Origin of the sequence: Pseudomonas sp. TWR1-1-3, assembly GCF_049896805.1 — a bacterium.
In the GTDB taxonomy this organism is placed as follows: domain Bacteria; phylum Pseudomonadota; class Gammaproteobacteria; order Pseudomonadales; family Pseudomonadaceae; genus Aquipseudomonas; species Aquipseudomonas bubulae.
Map to the genome: position 1 here is coordinate 186,155 of NZ_JAFCUZ010000003.1, position 26,339 is coordinate 212,493.

Consider the following 26,339-nt stretch of genomic DNA (forward strand, 5'->3'; position numbering starts at 1 on the left):
GCGCCCTCCCCACCCCGGGTGAGGGCGCTTTTGATTGTTAAATCCTCACACTGGCAAACGTCGACTCATTGCGCGCCTGATTCAACGCCGACATCGGCCCGGCCAGCGGCGCCAGCAACAGGGACTGCGGGATCTGCACCAGGGTGGTCTGCTGCGCAGTGTTGGAACCCACCCGCTCATCCCGTGGCGGAATGCCGAAGTATTCGCGGTAGCACTTGGAAAAATGCGGCGTGGACACAAAGCCGCACACCGCCGCCACTTCAATAATCGACATCGGTGTTTGCTTGAGCAACTGCCGCGCCCGCACCAGCCGCAACTTCAGGTAATAGCGCGACGGCGAACAATGCAGGTACTTCTGGAACAAGCGCTCGAGCTGGCGCCGCGACACAGTCACATACACCGCCAGCTCATCAAGGTCGATGGGCTCTTCGAGGTTGGCTTCCATCAACGCGACGATTTCCTGCAGCTTGGGCTGGTTGGTGCCGAGCATGTGCTTGAGCGGCACGCGCTGGTGGTCCTGCTCGTTGCGGATACGTTCATACACAAACATTTCCGAAATCGCCGCCGACAGTTCACGGCCATGATCGCGGCTGATCAGGTGCAGCATCATGTCCAGCGGTGCCGTGCCGCCCGAGCTGGTAAAACGGCTGCGGTCGAGGGTAAACAGCCGCGTGCTCATGGCCACGCGCGGGAAGGCTTCCTGCATCGAGGCCAGGCATTCCCAGTGCACACTGCAATCAAAACCGTCGAGCAAGCCGGCATAGGCCAGGGCCCAGCTGCCGGTGCACACGGCACCCAGGCGACGGGACTGGCGCGCCTGACTCTGCAACCAGGACACATGCTCACGGGTCACGGTGCGCTGAATGCCGATACCACCACACACGATGACCATGTCCAGCGCCGGAGCCTTGTGCATGCTGGCGTCGGGGGTCACCTGCAGACCGTCACTGGCCCAGACCTGACTGCCATCGGCGCTGAGGGTGCTCCAGCGATACAACTCACGGCCCGACAACTGGTTGGCCATGCGCAAAGGTTCTATCGCGGAAGCCAGGGAAATGAGCGTGAAATTGTCCAGCAGCAGAAAGCCGATGGATTGAGGCGTACGGTTCTGGGGTTGGACCCCGGAGTTGAACGACGTCATCGCGGTATCTCCTCACACAAAGCGGGTGATGGCCTCAGGCACAGGCTCTTGTTATTACCCTCGTTTCACGGGGCTTTGAAATGACAACGCAAATGCCATGCCTAAACTTGAATGGCTATTCAACAAAGCCTGAAAACGACGTCGCAATGTGTCTGGCAGGGTGATGGGAAATGACGGTTAAACACGGATACACAGGTGCTGACCGAGGCTGTTGAGCACATCGGTAGCACTTGTGGGAAGGGTGTAGGAGCTGCTCGGTTACAGAATGTCACCGAAAGTACGAGTGCGCCAAAACGGGTCGGTGTGCGCTGAAAAAGCGCCGAGGCTGTAGGAGCAAGCCCGCTCCCAGAGGTGTTTGGGGGCTCAACATTCCACCGCACTGACCGCCAGGCCGCCGCGCGAGGTTTCCTTGTATTTGTCGTGCATGTCGGCACCGGTGTCGCGCATGGTGCGGATCACCCGGTCCAGGGAAATAAAGTGCTGGCCGTCACCGCGCAAGGCCATCTGCGCCGCATTGATCGCCTTGACTGCGGCAATGGCATTGCGCTCGATGCAGGGTACTTGAACCAACCCGCCCACCGGGTCACAGGTCAGGCCCAGGTTATGCTCCAGACCAATTTCAGCGGCGTTGCACAGTTGCTCCGGGGTGGCGCCGAGGATTTGCGCCAGCCCGGCAGCCGCCATCGCGCAGGCCGAGCCGACTTCGCCCTGGCAGCCCACTTCAGCCCCGGAAATCGACGCATTCTTTTTGCACAAAATGCCGATCGCCGCGGCGCTCAGCAGGTAGTCGACCACATGCGCTTCGCTGACTTCATCGCTGAATTTCATAAAGTAGTGCAACACTGCCGGGATGATCCCTGCCGCACCATTGGTGGGCGCCGTGACCATGCGCCCGCCGGCTGCGTTTTCTTCGTTGACCGCCAGGGCGAACAGGTTGACCCATTCCATCGCGCTCAGGGTCGAGCCGATCACATTGGGCTTGCCCAGTTCCAGCAGGCTGCGGTGCAGGCGCGCAGCACGCCGACGTACATTGAGGCCGCCGGGCAGGATGCCTTCATGTTTCAGGCCTTGCTCCACGCAGTCCTGCATGGCGCGCCAAAGTTTGATCAGACCGCAGCGGATTTCATCTTCGCTGCGCCAGATGCGTTCGTTGGCCATCATCAATGCCGCCACGCTCAGGTGATGTGTGCGGCACAGGTCCAGCAGTTCGACGGCACTATTAAAATCGTAAGGCAGCTCGGTGCGATCCATGTCCAATACGCCACTGGCCGCTTGCGCCGCATCCACTACAAAGCCACCGCCAACCGAGTAATAAGTATCGCCATGCAATATGCCGTGCCCGCTGTGCGCTATCAGGGTCATGGCATTGGGATGAAATGCCAGGTTCTCGTCTATCAGGCGCATATCCTGCGCCCAGTCGAACGGAATCGGTACATGGCCGTCGAGTAACAGGGTGCGGCTTTCGCGCAGCTGCGCGATACGCGAACCAATGCAGGACGGATCAATCGCATCCGGCCATTCCCCCATCAAACCCATGATGACCGCGTTGTCACTGCCATGACCGATACCGGTGGCCGACAGCGAGCCATAGAGCTGCACTTCGATACGGCTTACCTGTTGCAGTTGATCGCGTTCACGCAAGCCCTGCACAAACAGCGCCGCCGCCCGCATCGGTCCCACGGTGTGGGAACTGGAAGGGCCGATACCGATCTTGAACAGGTCAAACACGCTGATAGCCATGAGCACGAACCTCGGGGGTGAATGCCTTGCATCATGGGGTGTTTGCAGTCGGCAAAAACGTCCAGCTACGACCCGCCTTTGCCTGCCAGCGCCCCCGACGTTTTATAGGGCGCAGAGGTATGAAAAAGACAGTTTTCAAGCCTCATTCGTCCAGATACGACCTCGCAGGTACTAGATACGACCCTGCCTGTACTGGATGCGACGCCCCCTGTAGGCGTTTGATTTTCGCTGTTACATGATCGGTTCTGACTCGATTGCAAGATGCGCTGGCAACACGCCTGCCGGGCATCGCCCGACCGCAACTGATATGTGCGGCTTTTCGATCGAAAACCGCAACCCGGACACACAGGAGTCGCTCCATGACACATTCCTCATCGTTGTTGCTGGCTGCATTGCTGAGTCTGCCCGTCATCGCCCAGGCAGCAGAACCGGCGCAATGCAGTACCGTCAATTTTTCGGATGTCGGCTGGACCGACATCACCGTCACCACCGCCGTTACCAGCGAAGTGCTCAAGGGCCTGGGCTACAAAACCAAAACCACCATGATTTCCGTGCCGGTTACCTACAAGTCGCTGGCCGATGGCAAGAACATGGACGTGTTTCTCGGCAACTGGATGCCGACCATGGAAAACGACATCAAGGCCTACCGCGACGCGGGCACCGTCGAGACAGTGCGCGCCAACCTGGAGAACGCCAAATACACCCTCGCCGTTCCCGAAGCCCTCTATGAGAAGGGCCTCAAGGACTTCTCCGACCTGCCCAAATTCAGCAAGGAACTGGACGGCAAGATCTACGGCATCGAGCCGGGCAACGACGGCAACCGCATGATCCAGACCATGATCGACAAAAACGCCTTCGGCCTGAAGGACGCCGGCTTCAAGGTGGTGGAATCCAGCGAAGCGGGCATGCTGTCGCAGGTTGACCGCGCCCAGCGTCGTGGCACCGAGGTGGTGTTCCTGGGCTGGGAACCCCACCCGATGAACACTCGCTTCAAAATGAAATACCTCACCGGTGGCGATGAGTTCTTCGGCCCCAACTATGGTCAGGCGACCATCTACACCAACACCCGCAAGGGCTACACCGAAGAATGCAGCAACGTGGGTCAGTTACTGAAGAATCTGGTGTTTACCCTGGACATGGAAAGCACCCTGATGGGCAAGGTGCTGGACGACAAGATCAAACCCGACGCGGCCGCCAAAGCCTGGCTCAAACAAAACCCGCAAGTGCTTGAAAGCTGGCTCGCGGGTGTTACCACGGTGGATGGCAAACCCGGGCTTGAGGCCGTTAAAGCCAGCCTTGCGAAGTAATCGCGGGCGTCGGGCGGCAACTGCGCCCGGCTCCGTTTCAATTCCCCTGCATGCGGACGTTCACTACCATGCTGATTGATCAAAAAATCCCTCTGGGCGATTACATTGCAAACTTCGTCGACTGGCTGACCCAGCACGGCGCCAGCACCTTCGATGCCATCGCCAGCACGCTGGAAGCCATGATCCACGCTGTGACCTTTGCCCTGACCTGGTTCAATCCCTTTGTGTTTATCGGGCTGATTGCACTGTTTGCCCACTTTATCCAGCGCAAGTGGGGGCTCACGGTTTTTGTGGCGCTGTCGTTTCTGCTGATCCTTAACCTGGGGTATTGGCAAGAAACCATGGAAACCCTGGCCCAGGTGCTGTTCGCTACATTTGTATGCGTGATCATCGGCGTGCCGCTAGGAATTCTCGCGGCGCACAAACCCATGTTCTACACCTTTATGCGTCCTGTTCTCGACCTGATGCAGACCGTTCCTACCTTCGTTTACCTGATCCCGACCCTGACCCTATTCGGGCTGGGCGTGGTGCCGGGGCTGATTTCCACAGTGGTATTTGCCATTGCCGCGCCGATCCGCCTGACTTACCTGGGCATCCGCGATGTCCCCCATGAGTTGCTTGATGCGGGCAAGGCCTTTGGCTGCTCCCGTCGCCAGTTGCTCACCCGTATCGAGCTTCCCCACGCCATGCCGAGCATCGCCGCCGGGATTACCCAATGCATCATGCTGTCATTGTCGATGGTGGTGATCGCCGCCCTGGTGGGTGCCGATGGTCTGGGCAAACCGGTGGTCAATGCCCTCAACACTGCCGATATCGCCTTGGGCTTTGAAGCCGGGCTGGCGATCGTGCTGCTGGCCATCATGCTCGACCGTATCTGCAAGCAGCCGGACGCCAAAGCAGGAGCCGACGCATGAGTATTATCCGTTTCGATAATGTTGACGTGATCTTCGCCAAAGACCCCCGCGCAGCACTCGGCCTTCTGGACCAGGGCTTGTCGCGGGATCAGATCCTGAAAAAAACCGGGCAGATTGTTGGCGTCGAAAAGGCCAGCCTGGACATCGAAAAAGGTGAAATCTGCGTACTGATGGGTTTGTCAGGCTCGGGAAAATCCAGCTTGCTGCGCTGCATCAACGGGCTCAATACGGTCAGTCGCGGCCAGTTGTATGTAGAGCACGAAGGCAAGCAGATAGACATTGCCTCGTGCACCCCTGCCGAACTGAAGATGATGCGCACCAAGCGCATCGCCATGGTGTTTCAGAAATTCGCCCTGATGCCCTGGCTGACGGTGCGCGAAAACATCAGCTTCGGGCTGGAGATGCAGGGCCGTCCCGAAAAGGAACGCCGCACCCTGGTGGATGAAAAACTTGAGCTGGTGGGTCTGACCCAATGGCGCAATAAAAAGCCCGATGAGTTGAGCGGCGGCATGCAGCAGCGGGTTGGCCTGGCGCGGGCACTGGCGATGGACGCCGATATCCTGCTGATGGACGAACCCTTTTCGGCACTTGACCCGTTGATCCGCCAGGGCTTGCAGGATGAGCTGCTGGAACTGCAACACAAGCTGAACAAGACCATTGTGTTTGTCAGCCATGACCTGGACGAAGCTCTCAAGCTGGGCAGCCGCATTGCGATCATGAAAGACGGCAAGATCGTGCAGTACAGCAAGCCTGAAGAAATCGTGCTCAACCCCGCCGATGACTATGTACGCACCTTTGTTGCCCATACCAACCCGCTCAACGTGCTGTGCGGACGCAGCCTGATGCGCACACTGGACAACTGCAAACGCATCAATGGCTCGGTGTGCATCGACCCGGGGGATGACTCGTGGATTGATCTGGCGGAGGGCAACACCATAAAAGGCGTGCGCCAGGGTGCTGCTGTGGTGGACCTGCAACACTGGAAAAGCGGTCAGGCAGTAGAAGGCCTGGGGCGTGGGCCAACCCTGGTGGACAGTGGCATCGGCATGCGCGATGCACTACAGATCCGTTACCAGACCGGCAACAAACTGGTGCTGCACGACGATCACAAAGTGGTAGGGATACTGGGGGATACAGAGCTGTATCACGCGCTGCTGGGCAAGAATCTGGGGTAGGCATTACCCTCACCCCAACCCTCTCCCGGAGGGAGAGGGAGCTGACTTGTGGAGATAGTGAGTCAGCATGCAGTCAGTCCCCTCTCCCTCCGGGAGAGGGTTAGGGTGAGGGGCTTTTGCAGTTCTTAGCTATATACGCGGCCAAGGAGTTGGCGATGGCTTTCAAACTGATCGAGCACGTCACGGCTGATCTGCTCCTGGGTGAAGCCCATCAAGTCGTACTCCTGGTTACCGTTGTGCAAGTACACCTCAGCGCGGTAATAACGGCTGCGCACTTCGTCTTCACCCGACTCGCTCGGTGCGGCCAGGTAGCCATCCAGGCTGACTTCGTAGACAAACGGGTTACCTTCTTCCATTTCAACCCGCACGCCCATGCAACGCTTGGCGCTGCCCAGCAGGGTCTGCACATCAAGCCCCTGACTACGCAATTGTACCGCCGCATCTTCCAGTGCCGGGGTCACGTGTTTGTCCATAAAACGCTGCACCACGGCTTGAGTCGGCTGCAGGTCCTGTGCAGTCAGCCGCTCGCTGAAACCACGACGGCCACGGGCAGCCAGCTCGGCTTGTTCCTGTTCAACCAGAGTATCCTGGCGCATCGCCTTGTGCAGGCCAAACATAAACAGGATCAATACCACCGAAAACGGCAAACCGGCCAGTACCACCATGGTTTGCATCGCCGCAAAGTTACCGGCAAACAGCAGGCCGATAGTCACCAGCGTGATTACCGCCGACCAGAAGATCCGCAGCCAGTGCGGCGCATCTTCGTCCACATCACCGCCTTTGCACGACAGGTTGGCCATCATCACCGCGCCGGAGTCGGCCGGGGTCAGGAACAGCACAAAGCCGACAAAGATCGAGACACCGATAACAACTTTCGACGCAGGGTAATGCTCAAGCAGTTGATAAATCGCCATCGACGGCTGCTCAAGCGCCGTTTTACCCAGCTCCACGGCACCGTGGTTAACCACCAGGTCCAGCGCCGAGTTACCGAAGATCGACAACCAGGCCAAAGTGAAGCCCAACGGAATCAACAGCACGCCCGCCACCAGTTCACGCACCGTGCGACCACGGGAAATACGCGCGATAAACATCCCGACAAATGGGGCCCAGGAAATCCACCAGGCCCAGTAGAACAGAGTCCACAGGCCCAGCCAGCCTTCGGTTTTCCTGCTGTCGCCTTCGTACACGTACAGGTCGAAGGTTTTCATCACGATACCGTTGAGGTAGTCGCCGGTGTTTTGCACAAAACCGTTGAGCAGATGCAGGGTCGGACCGAACAGCAGCACGAAAATCAGCAGGCCACTGAACAGGATAATGTTCAGGTTGGACAGTCGGCGGATGCCGTTCTCAACGCCCGAGACTGCAGCAATGGTCGCCACGGTGCTCATCACGATGATCACGATCAACAGGTTGGTGTTGCTGTGTTCCATGCCGAACAGGTTCTCAAGCCCCGACGACACCTGCATCGAACCAATGCCCAGGTTGGTCACCAGGCCCAGCAGCGTCACGAACATACCGAAGCCGTCCACCGCATGGCCCGCAGCACCTTTGACCCAGCGCTCGCCCATCAACGGATACAGCGCCGAACGCAACGCCAGCGGCTGGTTGTGACGGTAGGCAAAATAGGCCACGGCCAGACCGACCAGTGCGTAAATCGCCCAGCCATGCAGGCCCCAGTGCAGGAAAGTCAGTTGCAACGCCTGGCGCGCTGCTTCATGGCTGCCCGACACGCCTTCAGGCGGGTTGAAGTAGTGATCCAGCGGCTCGGATGCGCCGAAGTACAGCAGCGAAATACCGATACCGGACGAGAACAGCATCCCGGCCCAGGCGCCATAGCTGAAATCCGGGGTGTCCTGTTTCGTTCCCAGTTTCAATTTTCCGTAGGACGAAAACGCCAACCCGACCACAAAGATCAGATAAGCAGCGATGACTACCATGTAGTACCAGCCGAAGCTGCGCGACAGCCATTCCTGGGCCACACCCAGGATACGGCCCGCTTCTTCGGGGGCAATGATCAGGATGGCAGTCAGCAAAAGTATCAAGGCAGTGGAGGTGTAAAACACCCAACCGTTGACCGTCACCTTTTGCGGTGGGGTCTTTATAAGAGAGGCAGAACTCATTGCACGGATGCTCCAGGGAGTGCGAGACAAGGACTTAAGGCAACGCACCACACGACCATTCGCCTAGATAGCGACCAACGGTCGAGTGATATAAAGACACCGCTAAAAAACCGGACCCGCCCAGACCGCGTTCAAAACCTGTGTGCGTCCCCTTGAAATCAAGGGCTGCCCCGCGTGGTCTGATGCGTTGTGCCTGTTTGGATCTCCCGTCAGCGCCTGCGAAAGCCTGCTTCTGCTTGGGTTCCATGGGAATTTACCGTGTCGATTTGCGCCATTCATGCGTAGGAAAACGACATAAATCGCGACGATTTGTCGCAGAGCTTATTCTTTGTTGATTGAACGTTCAATCAAAACAAAATAGACTGGCTGCCGTTCAGTGATGTTTTTGCACTGACCGCCGGCCCAAGGAGATTTGCGAAATGCCCAAGGTCGGTATGCAACCCATACGCCGCCAGCAGTTGATCGAAGCCACATTGACGGCTGTCGATCAGGTCGGGATGGCAGATGCCAGCATTGCGCTGATTGCCCGTCTGGCCGGTGTGTCCAACGGCATCATCAGTCACTACTTCAAAGACAAGAACGGTCTGATTGCCGCCACCATGCGGTACTTGATGAACGTCTTGATCGACAACGTCACCGAGCGCCGCCAGGCGTTGGGCGACGACAGCCCGCGGGCTCATTTACAGGTCATCGTCGAGGGCAACTTCGACGCCAGCCAGGTCAATGGCCCGGCAATGAAAACCTGGCTGGCCTTTTGGGCGGCCAGCATGCACCAACCGTCGTTGCACAGATTGCAGCGGATCAACGACCACCGCTTGTACTCCAATCTGTGCTGCCAGTTCCGCCGGGTGTTGCCCCAGGCCCAGGCCCGCAATGCAGCACGAGGCCTGGCAGCGCTCATCGATGGTCTATGGTTGCGGGGTGCCCTTTCCGGTGACGGCTTCGACACCGACCAGGCACAACGCATCTGCTACGAATATATGGATCTACAACTGGCGAAACAGGTGAGTTAGGCCCAATTAACGCTTAACCCCTGAACTGTCGTGAATCTGCGGTGCCACAGCTAGAGGGCACCCGACTCACGATTAACGCCCACCACTTGTCTGCACTTGCGAGGATTTTATGGCCCGTTTCGAACTGCAAAAACTCTACATCGACGGCGGCTACACCGACGCCGGTAGCGACGCTACTTTCGATGCCATCAACCCGGCTAACGGCGAAGTCCTCGCGCAAGTGCAACGCGCTACCAAAGAAGACGTCGAGCGCGCTGTAGTCAGCGCCGAAAAAGGCCAGAAAATCTGGGCCGCCATGACGTCCATGGAGCGTTCGCGCATCCTGCGTCGCGCCGTGGAAATCCTGCGCGAGCGCAACGATGAACTGGCCGCCCTGGAAACCCTGGACACCGGCAAGTCGTACTCCGAAACCCGTTATGTCGACATCGTCACCGGCGCCGACGTACTGGAGTACTACGCTGGCCTGGCGCCCGCCATCGAAGGCGAGCAAATCCCGCTGCGCGACACTTCGTTCGTGTACACCCGTCGCGAGCCGTTGGGCGTTGTGGCCGGTATCGGCGCGTGGAACTACCCGATCCAGATCGCCCTGTGGAAATCCGCACCGGCCCTGGCTGCCGGCAACGCGATGATCTTCAAGCCAAGTGAAGTCACTTCCCTGACTACCCTGAAGCTCGCCGAAGTCTTCACCGCAGCGGGCCTGCCGGACGGCGTGTTCAACGTTCTGACTGGCAGCGGCCGTGAAGTGGGCACCTGGCTGACCGAGCACCCGCGCATCGCGAAAATCTCGTTCACCGGCGGCACCGATACCGGCAAGAAAGTCACCGCCAGTGCTACCCAGTCGTCGCTCAAAGACGTGACCATGGAACTGGGCGGCAAATCACCGCTGATCATTTTCGACGACGCCGACCTGGATCGCGCCGCGGATACCGCGATGATGGCCAACTTCTACAGCTCGGGCCAGGTGTGCACCAACGGCACCCGCGTATTTATCCCGACGGCCATGAAAGCGGCGTTTGAAGCCAAGATTCTGGAGCGCGTAGCGCGCATCCGTATCGGCAACCCGCAAGACGAAAACACCAACTTCGGCCCGCTGGTCAGCTTTGCTCACATGGAAAGCGTGCTGGGCTACATTGCCAAGGGCAAAGAAGAAGGCGCCCGCCTGCTGTGCGGCGGTGAACGCCTGACCGAAGGTGATCTGGCCAAAGGCGCATTCGTGGCACCGACCGTGTTCACCGACTGCACCGATGACATGACCATCGTCAAAGAAGAAATCTTCGGCCCGGTCTTGAGCATCCTCACCTACGACAGCGAAGAAGAAGTGATCCGCCGCGCCAACGACACCGAGTTCGGCCTGGCTGCCGGCGTCGTGACCAAGGACCTGAACCGCGCTCACCGCGTGATTCATCAGCTGGAAGCGGGCATTTGCTGGATCAACGCCTGGGGTGAGTCCGACGCAAAAATGCCGGTGGGCGGCTACAAGCAATCGGGCATTGGCCGTGAAAACGGTATCAGCTCGCTGGCTCAGTACACCCAGATCAAATCGGTACAGGTAGAGCTGGGCGACTACGTTTCGGTGTTCTAAACCGACAGGCCCGCATAAACCCTGTGGGAGCGGGCTTGCTCGCGATACAGGCGACGCGGTGCATCAGTTGCACCGCGCTGATGCAATCGCGAGCAGGCTCGCTCCCACAAGCTCTGCCACAACTTCAAAGAGGGTGCATTTATGTCCCAAGAATTCGATTACATCATCATTGGTGCCGGCTCTGCCGGTAACACCCTGGCGACCCGTCTGACTGAAGACCAAGGCGTCACCGTGCTGCTGCTTGAAGCAGGCGGCCCGGACTACCGTTTCGACTTCCGCACGCAGATGCCTGCGGCGCTGGCATTCCCGCTGCAAGGGCGTCGCTACAACTGGGCCTTCGAGACCGATCCAGAGCCACACATGGATAACCGTCGCATGGAATGTGGCCGCGGCAAGGGCCTGGGCGGTTCGTCCCTGATCAACGGCATGTGCTACATCCGCGGTAACGCGATGGACTACGACGGCTGGGCGAAATACCCGGGCCTCGAAGACTGGTCGTACCTGGACTGCCTGCCGTACTTCCGCAAAGCCGAAACCCGCGATATCGGCCCCAACGACTACCACGGTGGCGATGGTCCGGTCAGCGTGACCACGCCCAAAGCCGGGAACAACGTGTTGTTCCACGCCATGGTTGAAGCCGGTGTACAGGCCGGTTACCCGCGCACCGAAGACCTGAACGGCTATCAGCAGGAAGGTTTCGGCCCGATGGACCGTACCGTGACGCCGAACGGCCGTCGCGCCAGTACCGCCCGCGGCTACCTGGACACGGCCAAGCAGCGTTCGACCCTGAAAATCGTCACCCACGCCCTGACCGACAAGATCCTGTTTGAAGGTAAACGCGCCGTTGGCGTTTCCTATATGGTCGGCGACAGCGACACCCGCATCCAGGCCAAGGCCCGCAAGGAAGTACTGCTGTGCAGCGGCGCAATCGGCTCGCCAACCGTGCTGCAACGTTCCGGCGTCGGCCCGGCCGAATTGCTCAACAGCCTCGATATCCCGGTGGTGCACGACCTCCCGGGCGTTGGCCAGAACCTGCAGGATCACCTTGAGTTGTACCTGCAATACGCCTGCACCCAGCCGGTGTCGCTGTACCCGTCGCTGCTTTGGTACAACCAGCCGGCCATTGGTGCCGAGTGGCTGTTCCTGGGCAAAGGCATCGGTGCCAGCAACCAGTTTGAAGCCGGTGGTTTTATCCGCACCCGCGAAGAATTCGAATGGCCGAACATCCAGTACCACTTCCTGCCGGTAGCGATTAACTACAACGGCAGCAACGGGGTGAAAGAACACGGTTTCCAGGCGCACATGGGCTCCATGCGTTCGCCGAGCCGTGGCCGGATCAATGTGAAGTCCAAGGACCCGCGCGAGTATCCGAGCATCCTGTTCAACTACATGGCCAGCGAGCAGGACTGGCAGGAATTCCGCGACGGCATCCGCCTGACCCGTGAAATCATGCAGCAGCCAGCACTGGATGCATTCCGTGGCCGTGAAATCAGCCCGGGCATCGACAAGCAGACCGACGAAGAGCTGGATACCTTTATCCGCGAACACGCCGAGACCGCGTTCCACCCGTCTTGCTCGTGCAAAATGGGCACCGACGAAATGGCTGTAGTCGACGGCGAAGGCCGTGTGCATGGCATGCAGGGCCTGCGTGTGGTCGATGCCTCGATCATGCCGCTGATCACCACCGGCAACCTCAACGCACCGACGATCATGATCGCCGAGAAAATTGCCGACAAGATCCGTGGCCGCCAGCCGGAGCCGCGCAGCACTGCCGACTACTACGTCGCAGGCGACGCGCCGGTACGCGGCAAGCCGCTGCGTGAAGTGAGCCGTACCGCGCAGTAAGCACTATCCGTAGCAGTTGACGAGCGGAGCGAGGCTACGTCCGGCGGCACAGCCGTCGTAAATTCAGGCTACGCGGTTCTTCTGATGAATCGCGTCATCTGGTTTCACGGTCGCTTCGCAACCGGACGCAGCCTCGTTCCGTCGGCAGCTGCTACGAATTTTGTGTAACTCTTGAGTTTCATCTTGCCCCGCTTGCCCCCGCTTCAGCGCAGGCCTAATCTAGTGCCTCGCTTCGCGCCACACCCCCCCGCCCCACCCGACATGCCAGCCTTGCCTGGCCAAGAGGTTTTCTATGTTTGATGTTGTCTCTTCGAGCAAATGGCCGACCGGCTTCCTGATTAATCCAAACGCAGAACCTCTCGATCCAAAATGGCTCACCGAATTCAGCAAGATCCCCGCAGCCGCAGTCAGTGACTGTCTGGGCCGCAACGTGGGTGGTCTGGGCCTCAAGCCGTTCCACGGTACCCGCCCGATGCTGGGCAGCGCGCTGACCGTCCGTGTACGCCCGGGCGACAACCTGATGATCCTCAAAGCCATGCAAATGGCCCGCCCCGGCGATGTACTGGTGATCGACGGCAGTGCCGACCTGACCCGTGCCGTGTTCGGCGGCATCATGCGTGCCATGGCCCTCAAGGCCGGGATTGTCGGCGTGGTGATCAACGGCGCCCTGCGCGACCTCGACGAGTGGCAGACCGGTGAACTGCCCGCCTATGCCATCGGCGGCGTACATCGCGGTCCGAGCACTGACGGCGGCGGCGAAATCAACGTCCCCATCTCGTGTGCCGGTATGCTGGTAATGCCAGGCGATCTGATGATCGGCGACGGTGACGGCGTGGTTGCGGCTTCGCGCAGTGAACTGCCGGAATTGCTCAAGCGTTGCCACGATCTGCTGGCCCGTGAACAGGCAACGCTCAAGGCAATCAAAGAAGGCACCCTGGACCCGGACCGTTTTGACGCCATCCTGCGCGCCAAGGGTTGCCCGGTTTAACACGCTACGCGCGCCCCTGTGGGAGCGGGCTTGCTCGCGATGGCATCACCGCGGTCCAGCGGGTTAACCGCACTGCCTGCATCGTGAACAAGCCCGCTCCCACAGACCCACCAAGTCCAAGGAGGTCTGTGCATGTTCGATTTCTACCCTCAGCTCAAGCAGCGCTTTGCCGCGCTGCGCACCCGGGCCGAGTTCTTTTCGTTACGTTATGTACGCGAGTCCGGGCAATACCTGTCGGTACGCAAGAACGTCGCAGAGCCTCCCTCATTCAGTCACGACCAGGGCGCCATGCTCACCGTGCGGTTGCGCGGTATCGAAGCCTACGCCGCCACCAACGACCTGTCCCAGGCCGGCCTGCAGGCGGCCCTCGACCGCGCCGAAGCCCAGGCCCAGCTGATCGCCGGGCATGCGCTGCTCAACCTGAGCCAGGAACCGGTGTGCCATGAGCGCGCCGACTTTTTCTCACCCGATCTTGACCAGGCTTTCCCCTCACTCAGCGAGTGCTTTGCCCTGCTGAGCGCCGAATCAGCCGCCGTACCCAAAGACGAGCGGCTGGTGAGCTGGGTGGTTTCGCTGGGCCTCAATCACGTCGAGCAAATTTACCTGAACAGCGCCGGCGCCGAGCTGCGCCGGGCGCAGCGCTTTGTTTACCCGGGCATGAGTGTCACTGCCTATGACGGCAACGACAGTCAAAGCCGTAGCCTGGGCCGCGAAAACTTCGGCCAGCAAGGTGGCGCCGATGTGATCAGCCGCTGCGGGCTGATCGGTGCCGCACCCCAGGTCGCCGATCAGGCCCTGCAATTGCTGCTGGCACCCAATGCTCCGGTCGGCAAACGCGATCTGCTGCTGATGCCCGACCAGATGATCCTGCAAATCCATGAGTCCATCGGACACCCGCTGGAACTGGATCGCATTCTCGGTGACGAGCGCAATTACGCCGGTACCAGCTTCGTCAAGACCAGCGACTTCGGCAGCCTGCAATATGGCTCAAAGCTGCTGAACGTGACCTTCGACCCAACCATCCCCGAGGAGCTCGCCAGCTACCGCTTCGACGACGACGGCACCCCGGCCTACAAGGAGTTCCTGATCCGCGAAGGCTTGCTGCTACGCCCGCTGGGTGGCGCACTGTCACAGTTCCGCTCGGGCCTCGAAGGCGTGGCCAACAGCCGCGCCTGCGGCTGGAACCGGCCACCGATTGACCGTATGGCCAACCTCAATATCGAGCCAGGCGATCAGTCGCTTGAGCAAATGATCGGCGGTATCGAAAGCGGCATTCTGATGGCCACCAACCGGTCCTGGTCGATCGACGACGCGCGCAACAAGTTCCAGTTCGGTTGCGAGTGGGGCCAGTTGATCGAGGACGGTGAACTCAAGGGCGTGGTCAAGAACCCCAACTACCGGGGCATTTCCGATCAGTTCTGGCGCAACCTCAGCGCCGTGGGCGACGCCAGCACCTTCAAGGTGCTGGGCACCCCGAACTGCGGCAAGGGCGAACCCAACCAGGTGATCCGCGTGGGCCATGCGTCCCCCGCCTGCGTGTTCAGTCAAATCGATGTGTTTGGAGGTGATGCCTGATGAGTACCCCATTGAGTCAGGCCGAGCAGTTCAAGGGGTTGGTCGAGTGGTTGGGCAAAGCGATCCTTGCGCCTGAGCAGTTCACCCTGGGCTATAACGGCGAAGCATCGGAATTTATCCGTTTCAACAAGGGCAAGGTGCGTCAGGCCGGGCAGGTGCAACAGGCCAGCCTGAGCCTGAAGCTGATCCACGACGGCCGCCACGCCGATGTGAACCTCACCCTGGCTGGCGAGCCTAATGTCGACAAACAGCGCCTGGCCGATGCCCTTCGGCAACTGCGCGACACCTTGCCATTGTTGCCCGCCGATCCGTATTTACTGCTCAACCCGCAGCCGTGGAACAGCCATAACGTGCAGAACCAGCCCCTGCCGGACACGGCCCGTGTTCTGGAAGAAATCCGCAGTGCATCCAAAGGCGTAGATCTGGTCGGATTTTATGCCAGCGGCCCGATCAGCTACGGCTATGCCAGCTCCGAGGGCGCGTTTGGCTGGCATCAGGCCAATAGCTTCAATTTCGACTGGAGTTTGTTCCACAGCAACGGTCAGGCGGTCAAGGCCAGCTACGCCGGCGCCGACTGGGACAGCGAACGTTTCGCCCGGCGCATGCAACTGGCCCGCGAGCAACTGAGTTTCCTCGATCGCCCGCTGCATGCCCTGGCGCCCGGTGAGTACCGAGCCTACCTGGCGCCGGCGGCGCTGGAAGAAGTGATGAGCATGCTGTGCTGGGGCGGTTTTTCGGCCCAAGCACTGGCCAGCAAATCCAGCCCGCTGCAAAAGCTCTACGCGGGCGATGCGCAACTGAGCCCGCTGGTGTCGTTTGACGAGCAGGTCAGCCAGTCCCTGAGCCCGGCGTTTTCCGGCGAGGGGTATCCGCGTCAGGACTTGTCGTTGGTCAAACACGGCAAGGCCGAGCAGCAACTGGTGAGTTCTCGCAGTGCCGCCGAGTATGGCCTTGAGGTCAACGGCGCACCGGAGGGCGAAGCCCCGAGCGCACTGGCGATGGCGGCAGGGAGCCTGGTGCAGGCCGACATCCTCAAGCAGTTGGGCACCGGGTTGTATATCAGCAACCTGTGGTACCTGAACTACTCGGACCAACCGGCCGCCCGCCTGACCGGCATGACCCGCTTTGCCACTTTCTGGGTGGAAAACGGCGAGATAAAGGCCCCGGTCAACACCATGCGCTTTGATGACAGCGTCTATAGTCTGCTGGGTTCACAACTGGAAGCGCTGACAGCCGAGCGTGAGTTGTTGCTGTCGGCCAGCACCTACGACCAGCGCCAGACGGCGTCAAATCTGCTGCCGGGGGCATTGGTCAAAAAGCTCACGCTGACGCTGTAACACCTGTGGGAGCGGGCTTGCTCGCGATTGCGTCGCTGCGGTTTACCTGAAAAAACCCGGGCCTCTGCATCGCGAGCAAGCCCGCTCCCACAGAGGATTATCGACAGTCCATAAAAAGAGGTCCTATGCCCGTACGCCCGGTTCTAAGCCCTGAAACCCTGCGCTGGTTGCCGTGGGTGGTGGCCATCGCGTTTTTCATGCAGTCACTCGACGGCACCATCCTCAACACAGCCCTGCCCGACATGGCTCGCGACCTCGACGAAAACCCGCTGCGCATGCAGGGTGTGATCGTTGCCTACATGCTCACCGTCGCCTTGCTGATCCCGGCCTCGGGGTGGATCGCCGACCGCTTCGGCACCAAAAAAATCTTTTTCAGCGCCATCCTGCTGTTCAGTTTCGGCTCGTTGGTCTGCGCCCTGTCCGGCACTCTCAACGAGCTGATCGGCGCACGGATCGTCCAGGGCCTGGGTGGTGCCCTGATGCTGCCCATCGGCCGGCTGGTGGTGCTCAAGGCCTATCCGCGCTCGGAGCTGGTGCGGATCATGGGTTTTATCACCATTCCCGGCCTGCTCGGCCCGCTGATCGGCCCCACGATGGGCGGCTGGATGGTGCAGTATCTGAGCTGGCACTGGATTTTCCTGATCAACCTGCCCGTGGGCGTTCTCGGTTGCTGGGCCGTCTGGCACTTCATTCCGGATTTGCGCGGCAGCGAGCGCACCCGTTTTGACGGGTTGGGTTTTGTGCTGTTTGGCGCGGCGATGGTGTTTATCACCATCGCCATGGAAGGCCTGGGCGAGCTGCATATGCCGCACCTGCGGGTGATGTTGCTGCTGTTTGCGGGCATGGCCTGTCTGGCAGCGTACTGGTTACGCGCGGGCAATATCAGCAACCCGCTGTTCTCCCCGGTGCTGTTTAAAACCAAGACCTTCGCAGTGGGCATCCTCGGTAACCTGTTCGCCCGCTTGGGCAGCGGCGCCCTGCCGTTTCTGGTGCCCTTGCTGTTGCAGGTCGCGCTGGGCTATTCCCCGTCACAGGCCGGGATGAGCATGCTGCCACTGGCCGCGGCCGCCATGCTGGCCAAATGGGTGGCCAGGCCGTTGATCGAGCGCGTGGGCTATCGCACCGTGCTGACGGCCAACACCTTCGCCCTGGGCCTGATGCTGGCCAGCATGGGGCTGGTTACCGAACACACGCCATACCCGTTGTTGCTGTCAATGCTCGCCGTTTTGGGAGCGATCAACTCATTGCAGTTCACCGCCATGAACACCGTCACCCTGATCGATCTCGACGACGCCAGTGCCAGCAGCGGCAACAGTTTGCTGTCAGTGGTGGCGCAGCTGTCCCTGAGCCTGGGCGTGGCTTGCGCCGGGGCATTGCTTGGCGGCTTTACCGGGGATGGCGGCAACGATGGGGTGGACACGGTGCTGGGCGCGTTCCAGCTGACCTTCCTCACAGTAGGGATCATGGCGATGCTGGCAGCGGCGATTTTCCTGCAACTGTCACCCCAGGATGGCCGCAAACCCAAGGCCAACTCGGAACATGAGCTGGAACATTAAGCTACTTTTCGCCAAGAACTGGATGACATCTCGTCCAGAATGTTCAGGCAAAGGGCATGGGACTGGTACACTGCGCGACATTTTGTTTTGCAGGCCAGTCCCGTGACCACCATTGCCACCGCTTTTAACACTCTGCCTCTGTCCGCCGCCATGCTGGCTAACCTCGACTCCCTCGGTTATGCCCAGATGACGCCGATTCAGGCGCAGAGCTTGCCGGTGATCCTCAAAGGCATGGACCTGATCGCCCAGGCCAAGACCGGTAGTGGCAAAACTGCCGCCTTCGGCATCGGCCTGCTGAACCCGATCAACCCGCGCTTCTTCGGCTGCCAGGCCCTTGTGATCTGCCCGACCCGCGAACTGGCTGACCAGGTCGCCAAGGAAATCCGCCGCCTGGCCCGCGCCGAAGACAACATCAAGGTGCTGACCCTGTGTGGCGGCGTGTCGTTCGGCCCGCAGATCGGTTCGCTGGAGCACGGCGCGCACATCATTGTCGGCACTCCGGGGCGTATCCAGCAACACTTGCGCAAAGGCTCGCTGGTACTGGACGGTCTGAACACCCTGGTACTGGACGAAGCTGACCGCATGCTGGACATGGGCTTCTATGACGCCATCGAAGACATCATTGTCAAAACCCCGGAGCGTCGCCAGACCTTGCTGTTCTCGGCCACTTACCCGGCCGGTATCAAGCAGCTGTCGTCCAAGTTCATGCGCAACCCTCAGCAGGTAAAAGCAGAGGCGCTGCACACTGACAGCCAAATCGAGCAGCGTTTCTACGAAATCTCGCCTGAAGAGCGCATGAGCGCCGTGACCAAGGTACTGGGCCACTTCCGCCCGCAGTCTTGCGTGGCGTTCTGCTTCACCAAGCAGCAGGTGCAGGAAACCGTTGATCACCTGACCTCCAAGGGCATTTCGGCCGTCGGCCTGCACGGCGACCTGGAGCAGCGCGACCGTGACCAGGTACTGGCCATGTTTGCCAACCGTTCGACTTCGGTACTGGTTGCCACCGACGTAGCCGCCCGTGGTCTGGACATCGACGCGCTGGACATGGTGCTCAACGTTGAGCTGGCCCGCGATTCGGAAATCCATATTCACCGTGTTGGCCGTACCGGCCGTGCGGGCGAAAAAGGCGTGGCCATCAGCCTGGTTGCACCGTCCGAAGCGCACCGCGCCCAGGCCATCGAGCAGTTGCAGAAAGCTCCGCTGAACTGGGAAACCCTGGACACCCTCACCTCTCAGGGCGGCGCACCGTTGCTGCCGGCCATGAGCACACTGGTGATCGGCGCAGGTCGTAAAGACAAGGTTCGCCCAGGCGATATCCTTGGCGCACTGACCGGCGACGCAGGCATCCCGGGTGCCCAGGTTGGCAAGATCGCCATCTTTGACTTCCAGGCCTATGTGGCGGTTGACCGCACCATTGCCAAGCAGGCTGCACAGCGCCTGAGCGAAGGCAAAATCAAAGGCCGCGTATTGCGCGTGCGGGTTTTGTAAGACGCTTCAAGAGCCCCCTCACCCCAACCCTCTCCCGGAGGGAGAGGGGGCAGATTTGCATAGAATTCGAAATCACCCTGGTCAAGCTCCCTCTCCCTCAGGGAGAGGGCTGGGGTGAGGGCTGCTTTTACCGAGGACACCGCTTTGCGCTCTACCGACGTTGTGATTATTGGCGCTGGCGCCGCAGGCCTGATGTGCACACTGACCGCCGCCAACCGTGGGCGCAAGGTGATGCTGATCGACCACGCCAACAAGGCAGGCAAAAAGATCCTGATGTCGGGCGGTGGCCGCTGCAACTTCACCAACATGTACACCGAGCCCAACAATTTCCTGTCGCAGAACCCGCACTTTTGCAAGTCGGCCCTGGCCCGCTACACCCAGTGGGACTTTATCGAGATGGTCGCCAAACACGGCGTGCCCTACCACGAGAAAAAACTCGGCCAGCTGTTTTGCGACAACAAATCCAGCGACATCCTCGAAATGCTCCTCGACGAGTGCAAACAGGCCGGCGTCAGCCTGCACCTGGACACTTCAGTCGAACAGATCGAAAAAACCGACAACGGCTACAGCCTCAATACAACGCTGGGGCCGGTTGACTGCCAGTCTCTGGTGGTCGCCACCGGCGGGCTGTCGATCCCGACCCTGGGCGCCACAGGCTTCGGCTATCAAATCGCCAAACAGTTCGGCCACACCTTGCTGCCAACCCGCGCAGGCCTGGTGCCGTTCACCATCACCGATCAGCTCAAAGAGATCTGCGCCGAGCTGTCGGGCACGTCGGTGGATTGCCTGGTGAGCTGCAACGACCAGAGCTTTCGCGAAAATATCCTGTTCACCCACCGTGGTTTGAGCGGGCCGGCGATCTTGCAGATTTCCTCGTTCTGGAACCCCGGCGATACGGTTGAGATCAATCTGCTGCCCGACCTCGACGCCCTGAGCTGGCTGCAAACACAGCAGGCTGAACGCCCCAACAGCGAGTTGAAAACCCTGCTGGGTGAAATCTTCACCAAGAAGATGGCCAATCTGCTGGCCGAGCACTGGTTCGAGTCCAAGCCAATGAAGCAGTACACCCCGGCGGAGCTGGCGCAGGTGGCGGACAAACTGGCGTGCTGGAAGGTGGTCCCCGCGGGCACCGAAGGTTATCGCACCGCTGAAGTGACCCTGGGTGGGGTCGATACCCGCGAAGTGTCGTCCAAGACCATGGAATCGCTGAAAAGCCCCGGCCTGTATTTTGTCGGCGAAGTGCTGGATGTAAGCGGCCATCTTGGCGGCTTCAACTTCCAGTGGGCGTGGGCTTCGGGGTATGCAGCGGCGCAGTACGTCTGACCTGCCCCCCCTGCAGTCGCTGCTGCAACCTGCAGCAGCGACTGCAGGGGCGCATGAAAAATATTTTTGGTTCGATGTGACAGCCCCATTGCACTGTCGTCTTATCTGGCTCAAGTTAGCGAATCACGAGCCAGGCACCGCCACTTCATGTCATCGAAAAGCTTTCAGCATTCCCTGCGCCGCCTGTGGGCACTGGACAAGTTCAGTTACAGCGTGCGGGTATTTGTCGCCCTGACCGGCAGCATGGCTTTTTGCTGGTATCAGGATGAGATGTCACTGCTGATCCCGTTGTTTCTGGGGGTTATCGCCAGTGCGCTGTCTGAAACCGATGACAGCTGGCAAGGCCGTCTCAACGCCTTGCTGGTGACGCTGGTGTGTTTCACCGCCTCAGCCCTGAGTGTCGAGCTGCTTTTCCCCTACCCCTGGCTGATGGTCTGCGCGCTGGCCCTGGCCAGTTTCGGCCTGACCATGCTCGGCGCGCTGGGCGAGCGCTACGGGGCGATTGCTTCAGCCACACTGATTCTGGCCGTGTACACCATGATCGGCGTGGATCAGCGCGGCGGCGAAGTCACCAACTTCTGGCATGAACCCTTGCTGCTGGTGGCCGGTGCCGCCTGGTACGGGATACTGTCGGTGCTGTGGCAGGCGCTGTTTTCCAATCAGCCGGTGCAACAGAGCCTGGCCCGGTTGTTCTGGGAACTTGGCCTGTACCTGAAAATCAAGTCGGCGCTGTTCGAGCCGATCCGCAAACTGGACGTGGAAGCGGGCCGGCTGGAACTGGCCCGGCAAAACGGCAGGGTGGTGGCGGCGCTGAACACCGCCAAGGAAATCATCCTGCACCGGGTCGGCAATACTCGGCCAGGCTCCAAACTCAGCCGCTACCTCAAGCTGTATTTCCTCGCCCAAGACATCCACGAACGTGCCAGCTCTTCGCACTACCCGTACAACGCCCTGGCCGACGCCTTCTTCCACAGTGATGTGATGTTCCGCTGCCAACGTCTGCTACGCCAGCAAGGCGTGGCCTGCCAGCGCCTGTCGGAGTCGATCAAGCTGCGCCAGCCATTCGTCTATGACGACAGCTTTGCCGAGGCTCTGGGAGACCTGCACGCCTCCCTCGAACACTTGCGCATCCAGAGCAACCCGGCCTGGCGCGGACTGTTGCGTTCATTGCGGGCACTGGCCGCCAACCTCGGCACCCTCGACCGCCTGCTGAGCGATGCAAGCAACCCCGACACCCTGGCCGATGCCACCGATAGCAGCCTGCTCGACCGTTCGCCACGCAACCTCAAGGATGTCTGGTCACGCCTGCGCCAGCATCTGACACCCACCTCGCTGATCTTCCGCCACGCCTTGCGCCTGCCCCTGGCGCTGAGTATCGGTTTTGCGATGGTGCACTGGATTCACCCAAGCCAGGGCTACTGGATCATCCTCACCACGCTGTTCGTGTGCCAGCCAAGCTACGGCGCCACGCGGCGCAAGTTCAGCCAGCGGATTATCGGCACGGCCATCGGCCTGGCCGTGGGCTGGGCGTTGTTCGATCTGTTCCCCAACCCGCTGGTGCAGTCGATGTTTGCCGTCGTGGCCGGGGTGGTGTTCTTTATCAACCGCACCACGCGCTACACCCTGAGCACGGCGGCCATCACCCTGATGATTCTGTTTTGCTTCAATCAGGTGGGCGATGGTTACGGACTGTTCCTGCCGCGCCTGTTCGACACCCTGGTGGGTAGCGTGATCGCGGCAGCGGCGGTGTTCCTGTTCTTGCCTGACTGGCAGGGTCGTCGCCTGAACCAGGTGCTGGCCAATACCCTGAGCTGCAACAGCCAGTACCTGCGCCAGATCATGCAGCAATATGCCCAGGGTAAAAGCGACAGCCTGGCCTATCGGTTGGCACGGCGTAACGCACATAACGCCGATGCGGCGCTGTCGACCACCCTGGCCAATATGCTGATGGAACCCGGGCATTTCCGTAAGGATGCAGACATGGGCTTCCGCTTTTTGGTGCTGTCCCATACTTTGCTCAGTTACCTCTCTGGCCTGGGCGCCCACCGCGACACCCAATTGCCTGCCGAAGTGCGCGAGCAGTTGATTGAAGGGGCCGGGGGCAAGATTGCCGACAGCATCGACCAGATTGCCCAGGGCCTGGCCACCAAACAGGCGGTTGCAGTGCAAAGTGATGAGGAAGAGGCCCTGGCCGGCGAACTTGAACAAATGCCCGATGAAATAGATGAAAACCAGAGGCTGGTACAAACCCAACTGGCGCTGATTTGCCGCCAGCTCGGGCCACTGCGCACCCTGGCCGCGCATTTGGTCAAGGCACCTTAGGCCTTGGCGCCAGTCGGCATCGCGCCTACTATCGAGACATGAACTCGCCAACAAGGACAAGATCGTGACCACCGACTGGCTCTGCAAACACCACAACGACCTGGGCAAGGAACAGCTCTACGCAATCCTCGAATTGCGCTCAAAAGTATTTGTCGCCGAGCAGAAATGCGCCTATCAGGACGTCGACGGGCAAGACCTGACGGGCGATACGCTGCATGTGATGGGCTGGCAAGACGACCAGCTGGTGGCCTACGCCCGCATCCTCGACCCCGAGTCCCAGGGCGGTGACGTAGTGATCGGCCGCGTAATCGTTGCCGTCGAAGGCCGCGGGCAAAAGCTTGGGCATACCCTGCTTGAACAGGCCCTGAAAAATATCGAAGAGTACTGGGCGGGGCAGCCCGTATTCCTGTCCGCCCAAGCGCACCTGCAACCCTTTTACGAGCAACACGGGTTCAACACCCAGGGCGAGATCTACCTAGAAGACAACATCCCGCACATCGGCATGCGCCTGACATCTCAGGGGTAACCCAGCACCTGCTTGATCTGCACCAGATGCCCAGCGACCCAGTTTTTGTCCACCGGCCCCCAGTTGCGGATCAGGTAGCGTCCGGCATGGTTGCGGGCGCCATCCTGCTGTTCAAATTCGCAGATGATGTCCAGATCGGCCAGGGCAGCAATGGTGTCCTGGGCGGTACGACGCGGCATGCCGGTGACTTCGGTCAAGGCAGGCACGCTGCTGGCGATCTGGCTATCGATCAACCAGGCCACATACAAGCGCCGGTAAAAGCTGCTTTTGGTTTTGCTGACTTCCATTCAGAACTCCTGCCCGTCTATACGGGTCCGCTCCCACACATAAAGTAAGTGTCAGGTTTTGCCCTGCATATCCCGCCACGTGAGGTACACCCGCAGGTCGAACTCCAGCTGGTGATAACCCGGCAACATGTGCTCACACAGCTTGTAGAACGCCTTGTTGTGGTCTGACTCTTTCAAGTGGGCCAGCTCGTGGACCACGATCATCTTCAAAAACTCGGGCGCCGCTTCCTTGAACAGCGAGGCCACGCGCAGTTCCTTTTTAGCCTTGAGCTTGCCGCCCTGAACCCGTGAAATAGCAGTATGCAAACCCAGCGCACGGTGGGTCAGGTCGAGCCGGTTATCAAACAGCACCTTGTCAAAGGATGGCGCATTGCGCAGGTATTCCTGTTTGAGCTCCTGAGCGTAGGCATACAGGGCCTTGTCGCTTTGCACGGCATGACGCTGTGGATAACGCTCGCTCAGGTAAATGCCCAGCTGGTTGCGCTCGATCAATTGGCGCACCTGCTCTTGCAAGGTCTGGGGGTAAGCCTGGAGGTATTTGAGCACAGTCATGGGGCGCCAACGCACAGCGTAAAAGTGCGCCAGTGTAGCGAATTCGATCCCCGGGCGCCCACGTCAGACTTTTACGCTGCCAAAAGGCAGACGCTTCCGAGAAAACACGATGCACACAAGCGCTGCTTGCGACCCGCAAACTCACAGGGCTATCTTCACCAGTCGCCGATGCTCCCCCGTGGAAGAAACATGAAAAAGCCGACGCCCGACGATCCCAAAGCCATTCACACTCCCCGGGATGATCATCAGCACGATGAAACCACCCGGCTTATTCTCGACGCCCTGCTTCAGGCCCCGCCCGTTTGCCTGGAAAACCTCAAACCCACCCGTGCACTAAGGGCAGGCAAGCAATCACCCTTTGCCGTGCTGCCTGATATCCGTGCAATCGAAGCGCTGTCCCATGTGTCGCTGATGCTCAAAAGCGCAGAAGAGGTCTCGGATGAAATCACCGCATACGCCAGCGGCATAGAGCGTGGGCTGGTGTGGTCGCTGGTGCATTCGGTGGAGATGTCCCGATCACTGGTGGACTCACTGCTCAGGGCCAATGGTGTTGATCCAGAGTTGCTAAAGGCACAACCGTCAAACTGGCCCTGCGCGAAGCAGGCTGGCAAGGGGGGGCTTTAATTCCTCCAAAAAAAAACGCCCCGATCAGATCGAGGCGTTTTTTGGTCGGGCCGGTCAGGCGGCAATCGACAGTTTGAGCTTGTTCATCGCGCTTTTTTCCAGCTGACGAATCCGCTCGGCTGACACGTTGTACTTCTGCGCCAGGTCGTGCAGCGTGGCTTTTTCTTCAGCCAGCCAGCGCTGATACAGAATGTCACGGCTGCGGTCGTCCAGCACTTCCAGCGCTTCGTGAAGGTTGCTGGTGGAGTTGTCGGTCCAGTCAGCATCTTCCAGTTGGCGCGCCGGGTCATACCGGTGGTCTTCCAGGTAGTTGGCTGGCGACTGGAACGCACTGTCGTCGTCAGCTTCGGCTGCCGGGTCGAACGCCATATCATGACCGGTCAGGCGGCTTTCCATCTCGCGCACTTCGCGAGGCTCTACGCCGAGGCTTTCAGCCACACGATGCACTTCATCGTTGTTCAACCAGGCCAGACGTTTTTTCTGGCTGCGCAGGTTGAAGAACAATTTGCGCTGAGCCTTGGTGGTCGCAACTTTCACGATCCGCCAGTTGCGCAGGATAAATTCGTGGATCTCTGCCTTGATCCAGTGCACCGCAAAAGATACCAGACGCACACCCATTTCAGGGTTGAAGCGTTTGACCGCCTTCATCAGGCCGACGTTGCCTTCCTGGATCAGGTCAGCCTGAGCCAGGCCATAGCCCGAATAACTACGGGCAATGTGTACAACAAAACGCAGGTGGGCGAGCACCATCTGCCGAGCCGCCCCCAAATCCTGCTCATAATAGAGACTCTCGGCCAGTTCACGCTCCTGCTCCGGTGTCAGCAATGGAATGCTGTTCACCGTATTGACATAGGCCTCGAGGTTCGCACCAGGGACCAACGCATACGCAGGTTGCAAAGAAGTGGTCATACGAAAAAACCTCCG

General features: G+C 59.9%; 21 protein-coding genes. 15 read left to right on the top strand and 6 right to left on the bottom strand.

Annotated features, from left to right (window positions below; translation table 11 throughout):
• Positions 1–37: 37 nt before the first annotated feature.
• Together ACP7BE_RS13680 and ACP7BE_RS13685 are read right to left on the bottom strand one after the other, a co-directional pair.
• Positions 38–1,141, bottom strand: coding sequence for a GlxA family transcriptional regulator (locus ACP7BE_RS13680; protein ID WP_088378748.1), 1,104 nt, complete (start codon positions 1,139–1,141; stop codon positions 38–40).
• Between the two features lie 363 nt (positions 1,142–1,504).
• Entirely contained in the window at positions 1,505–2,881 is a 1,377-nt protein-coding gene (locus tag ACP7BE_RS13685; RefSeq protein ID WP_426106191.1) for an L-serine ammonia-lyase, read from the bottom strand.
• A 359-nt stretch (positions 2,882–3,240) separates the two neighbouring features.
• On the opposite strand from ACP7BE_RS13685, the gene ACP7BE_RS13690 reads away from it, so the two are divergent.
• The 3 genes from ACP7BE_RS13690 (at position 3,241) to choV (ending at position 6,277) form a co-directional block, all read left to right on the top strand.
• Complete coding sequence (locus tag ACP7BE_RS13690; RefSeq protein WP_095019590.1) at positions 3,241–4,188, top strand: choline ABC transporter substrate-binding protein; 948 nt, start codon at positions 3,241–3,243, stop codon at positions 4,186–4,188.
• Between the two features lie 68 nt (positions 4,189–4,256).
• Entirely contained in the window at positions 4,257–5,102 is an 846-nt protein-coding gene (choW, locus tag ACP7BE_RS13695; protein ID WP_094999813.1) for a choline ABC transporter permease subunit, read from the top strand.
• Positions 5,099–6,277, top strand: a complete 1,179-nt coding sequence (gene choV, locus ACP7BE_RS13700) for a choline ABC transporter ATP-binding protein (protein ID WP_094999812.1) — start codon at positions 5,099–5,101, stop codon at positions 6,275–6,277. The genes choW and choV overlap by 4 nt, the downstream gene beginning before the upstream one ends.
• A 125-nt stretch (positions 6,278–6,402) precedes the next feature.
• Here choV and ACP7BE_RS13705 read toward each other — a convergent pair whose 3' ends face one another.
• On the bottom strand, positions 6,403–8,340 hold the full coding sequence (locus ACP7BE_RS13705; protein WP_232527653.1) for a BCCT family transporter: 1,938 nt from the start codon (positions 8,338–8,340) through the stop codon (positions 6,403–6,405).
• A 476-nt stretch (positions 8,341–8,816) separates the two neighbouring features.
• Between ACP7BE_RS13705 and betI the strand changes: the two genes are divergently transcribed.
• From betI to ACP7BE_RS13760, 11 genes are all read left to right on the top strand, one after another.
• Positions 8,817–9,410: a transcriptional regulator BetI gene (gene betI, locus ACP7BE_RS13710; protein ID WP_094999810.1), complete on the top strand. Its 594-nt coding sequence runs from the start codon at positions 8,817–8,819 to the stop codon at positions 9,408–9,410.
• A gap of 109 nt (positions 9,411–9,519) precedes the next feature.
• A complete protein-coding gene (betB, locus tag ACP7BE_RS13715) occupies positions 9,520–10,992 on the top strand; it encodes a betaine-aldehyde dehydrogenase (protein WP_426106194.1) in 1,473 nt (490 codons plus the stop codon).
• Between the two features lie 141 nt (positions 10,993–11,133).
• Positions 11,134–12,837, top strand: coding sequence for a choline dehydrogenase (betA, locus tag ACP7BE_RS13720; RefSeq protein ID WP_094999808.1), 1,704 nt, complete (start codon positions 11,134–11,136; stop codon positions 12,835–12,837).
• A 292-nt stretch (positions 12,838–13,129) separates the two neighbouring features.
• On the top strand, positions 13,130–13,825 hold the full coding sequence (locus ACP7BE_RS13725; protein WP_153326889.1) for an RraA family protein: 696 nt from the start codon (positions 13,130–13,132) through the stop codon (positions 13,823–13,825).
• 132 nt (positions 13,826–13,957) lie between these two features.
• Positions 13,958–15,400, top strand: a complete 1,443-nt coding sequence (locus tag ACP7BE_RS13730) for a TldD/PmbA family protein (RefSeq protein ID WP_426106197.1) — start codon at positions 13,958–13,960, stop codon at positions 15,398–15,400.
• Positions 15,400–16,737, top strand: a complete 1,338-nt coding sequence (locus ACP7BE_RS13735) for a TldD/PmbA family protein (RefSeq protein ID WP_094999805.1) — start codon at positions 15,400–15,402, stop codon at positions 16,735–16,737. The genes ACP7BE_RS13730 and ACP7BE_RS13735 overlap by 1 nt, the downstream gene beginning before the upstream one ends.
• Positions 16,738–16,862: 125 nt before the next feature.
• On the top strand, positions 16,863–18,293 hold the full coding sequence (gene mdtD / locus ACP7BE_RS13740) for a multidrug transporter subunit MdtD (protein WP_426106200.1): 1,431 nt from the start codon (positions 16,863–16,865) through the stop codon (positions 18,291–18,293).
• A gap of 150 nt (positions 18,294–18,443) precedes the next feature.
• Entirely contained in the window at positions 18,444–19,781 is a 1,338-nt protein-coding gene (dbpA, locus tag ACP7BE_RS13745) for an ATP-dependent RNA helicase DbpA (RefSeq protein WP_228795946.1), read from the top strand.
• 144 nt (positions 19,782–19,925) lie between these two features.
• Positions 19,926–21,104, top strand: coding sequence for an NAD(P)/FAD-dependent oxidoreductase (locus ACP7BE_RS13750; protein WP_426106433.1), 1,179 nt, complete (start codon positions 19,926–19,928; stop codon positions 21,102–21,104).
• Positions 21,105–21,251: 147 nt separating this feature from the next.
• The gene (yccS, locus tag ACP7BE_RS13755; protein ID WP_094999803.1) at positions 21,252–23,426 is read left to right on the top strand and encodes a YccS family putative transporter; all 2,175 of its coding nucleotides are present in this window, start codon (positions 21,252–21,254) and stop codon (positions 23,424–23,426) included.
• Between the two features lie 64 nt (positions 23,427–23,490).
• Positions 23,491–23,952 carry a GNAT family N-acetyltransferase gene (locus ACP7BE_RS13760; RefSeq protein WP_094999802.1) on the top strand — a complete coding sequence of 154 codons (462 nt, stop codon included), beginning with the start codon at positions 23,491–23,493 and terminating at the stop codon, positions 23,950–23,952.
• Here ACP7BE_RS13760 and ACP7BE_RS13765 read toward each other — a convergent pair.
• Together ACP7BE_RS13765 and ACP7BE_RS13770 are read right to left on the bottom strand one after the other, a co-directional pair.
• Complete coding sequence (locus ACP7BE_RS13765; RefSeq protein ID WP_094999801.1) at positions 23,943–24,239, bottom strand: winged helix-turn-helix domain-containing protein; 297 nt, start codon at positions 24,237–24,239, stop codon at positions 23,943–23,945. The genes ACP7BE_RS13760 and ACP7BE_RS13765 overlap by 10 nt on opposite strands.
• A gap of 51 nt (positions 24,240–24,290) precedes the next feature.
• Entirely contained in the window at positions 24,291–24,791 is a 501-nt protein-coding gene (locus ACP7BE_RS13770; protein ID WP_094999800.1) for a YgjP-like metallopeptidase domain-containing protein, read from the bottom strand.
• A gap of 189 nt (positions 24,792–24,980) precedes the next feature.
• Here ACP7BE_RS13770 and ACP7BE_RS13775 point away from each other — a divergent pair, with 189 nt between their 5' ends.
• Positions 24,981–25,415 (top strand): hypothetical protein, encoded by a 435-nt coding sequence (locus ACP7BE_RS13775; RefSeq protein WP_094999799.1) that lies wholly within the window; start codon positions 24,981–24,983, stop codon positions 25,413–25,415.
• A gap of 54 nt (positions 25,416–25,469) precedes the next feature.
• On the opposite strand, the gene rpoH is transcribed toward ACP7BE_RS13775, so the two are convergent.
• Complete coding sequence (rpoH, locus tag ACP7BE_RS13780) at positions 25,470–26,324, bottom strand: RNA polymerase sigma factor RpoH (RefSeq protein ID WP_004419731.1); 855 nt, start codon at positions 26,322–26,324, stop codon at positions 25,470–25,472.
• Positions 26,325–26,339: the final 15 nt, after the last annotated feature.

Excerpts from the sequence above, each read along its gene's own strand:
- ACP7BE_RS13680 (WP_088378748.1), bottom strand. The coding sequence starts at position 1,141 with ATGACGTCGTTCAACTCCGGGGTCCAACCCCAGAACCGTACGCCTCAA.
- ACP7BE_RS13685 (WP_426106191.1), bottom strand. The coding sequence starts at position 2,881 with ATGGCTATCAGCGTGTTTGACCTGTTCAAGATCGGTATCGGCCCTTCC.
- ACP7BE_RS13690 (WP_095019590.1), top strand. The coding sequence starts at position 3,241 with ATGACACATTCCTCATCGTTGTTGCTGGCTGCATTGCTGAGTCTGCCC.
- choW (WP_094999813.1), top strand. The coding sequence starts at position 4,257 with ATGCTGATTGATCAAAAAATCCCTCTGGGCGATTACATTGCAAACTTC.
- choV (WP_094999812.1), top strand. The coding sequence starts at position 5,099 with ATGAGTATTATCCGTTTCGATAATGTTGACGTGATCTTCGCCAAAGAC.
- betI (WP_094999810.1), top strand. The coding sequence starts at position 8,817 with ATGCCCAAGGTCGGTATGCAACCCATACGCCGCCAGCAGTTGATCGAA.
- betB (WP_426106194.1), top strand. The coding sequence starts at position 9,520 with ATGGCCCGTTTCGAACTGCAAAAACTCTACATCGACGGCGGCTACACC.
- betA (WP_094999808.1), top strand. The coding sequence starts at position 11,134 with ATGTCCCAAGAATTCGATTACATCATCATTGGTGCCGGCTCTGCCGGT.
- ACP7BE_RS13725 (WP_153326889.1), top strand. The coding sequence starts at position 13,130 with ATGTTTGATGTTGTCTCTTCGAGCAAATGGCCGACCGGCTTCCTGATT.
- ACP7BE_RS13730 (WP_426106197.1), top strand. The coding sequence starts at position 13,958 with ATGTTCGATTTCTACCCTCAGCTCAAGCAGCGCTTTGCCGCGCTGCGC.
- ACP7BE_RS13735 (WP_094999805.1), top strand. The coding sequence starts at position 15,400 with ATGAGTACCCCATTGAGTCAGGCCGAGCAGTTCAAGGGGTTGGTCGAG.
- mdtD (WP_426106200.1), top strand. The coding sequence starts at position 16,863 with ATGCCCGTACGCCCGGTTCTAAGCCCTGAAACCCTGCGCTGGTTGCCG.
- dbpA (WP_228795946.1), top strand. The coding sequence starts at position 18,444 with ATGCTGGCTAACCTCGACTCCCTCGGTTATGCCCAGATGACGCCGATT.
- yccS (WP_094999803.1), top strand. The coding sequence starts at position 21,252 with ATGTCATCGAAAAGCTTTCAGCATTCCCTGCGCCGCCTGTGGGCACTG.
- ACP7BE_RS13765 (WP_094999801.1), bottom strand. The coding sequence starts at position 24,239 with ATGGAAGTCAGCAAAACCAAAAGCAGCTTTTACCGGCGCTTGTATGTG.
- ACP7BE_RS13770 (WP_094999800.1), bottom strand. The coding sequence starts at position 24,791 with ATGACTGTGCTCAAATACCTCCAGGCTTACCCCCAGACCTTGCAAGAG.
- ACP7BE_RS13775 (WP_094999799.1), top strand. The coding sequence starts at position 24,981 with ATGAAAAAGCCGACGCCCGACGATCCCAAAGCCATTCACACTCCCCGG.
- rpoH (WP_004419731.1), bottom strand. The coding sequence starts at position 26,324 with ATGACCACTTCTTTGCAACCTGCGTATGCGTTGGTCCCTGGTGCGAAC.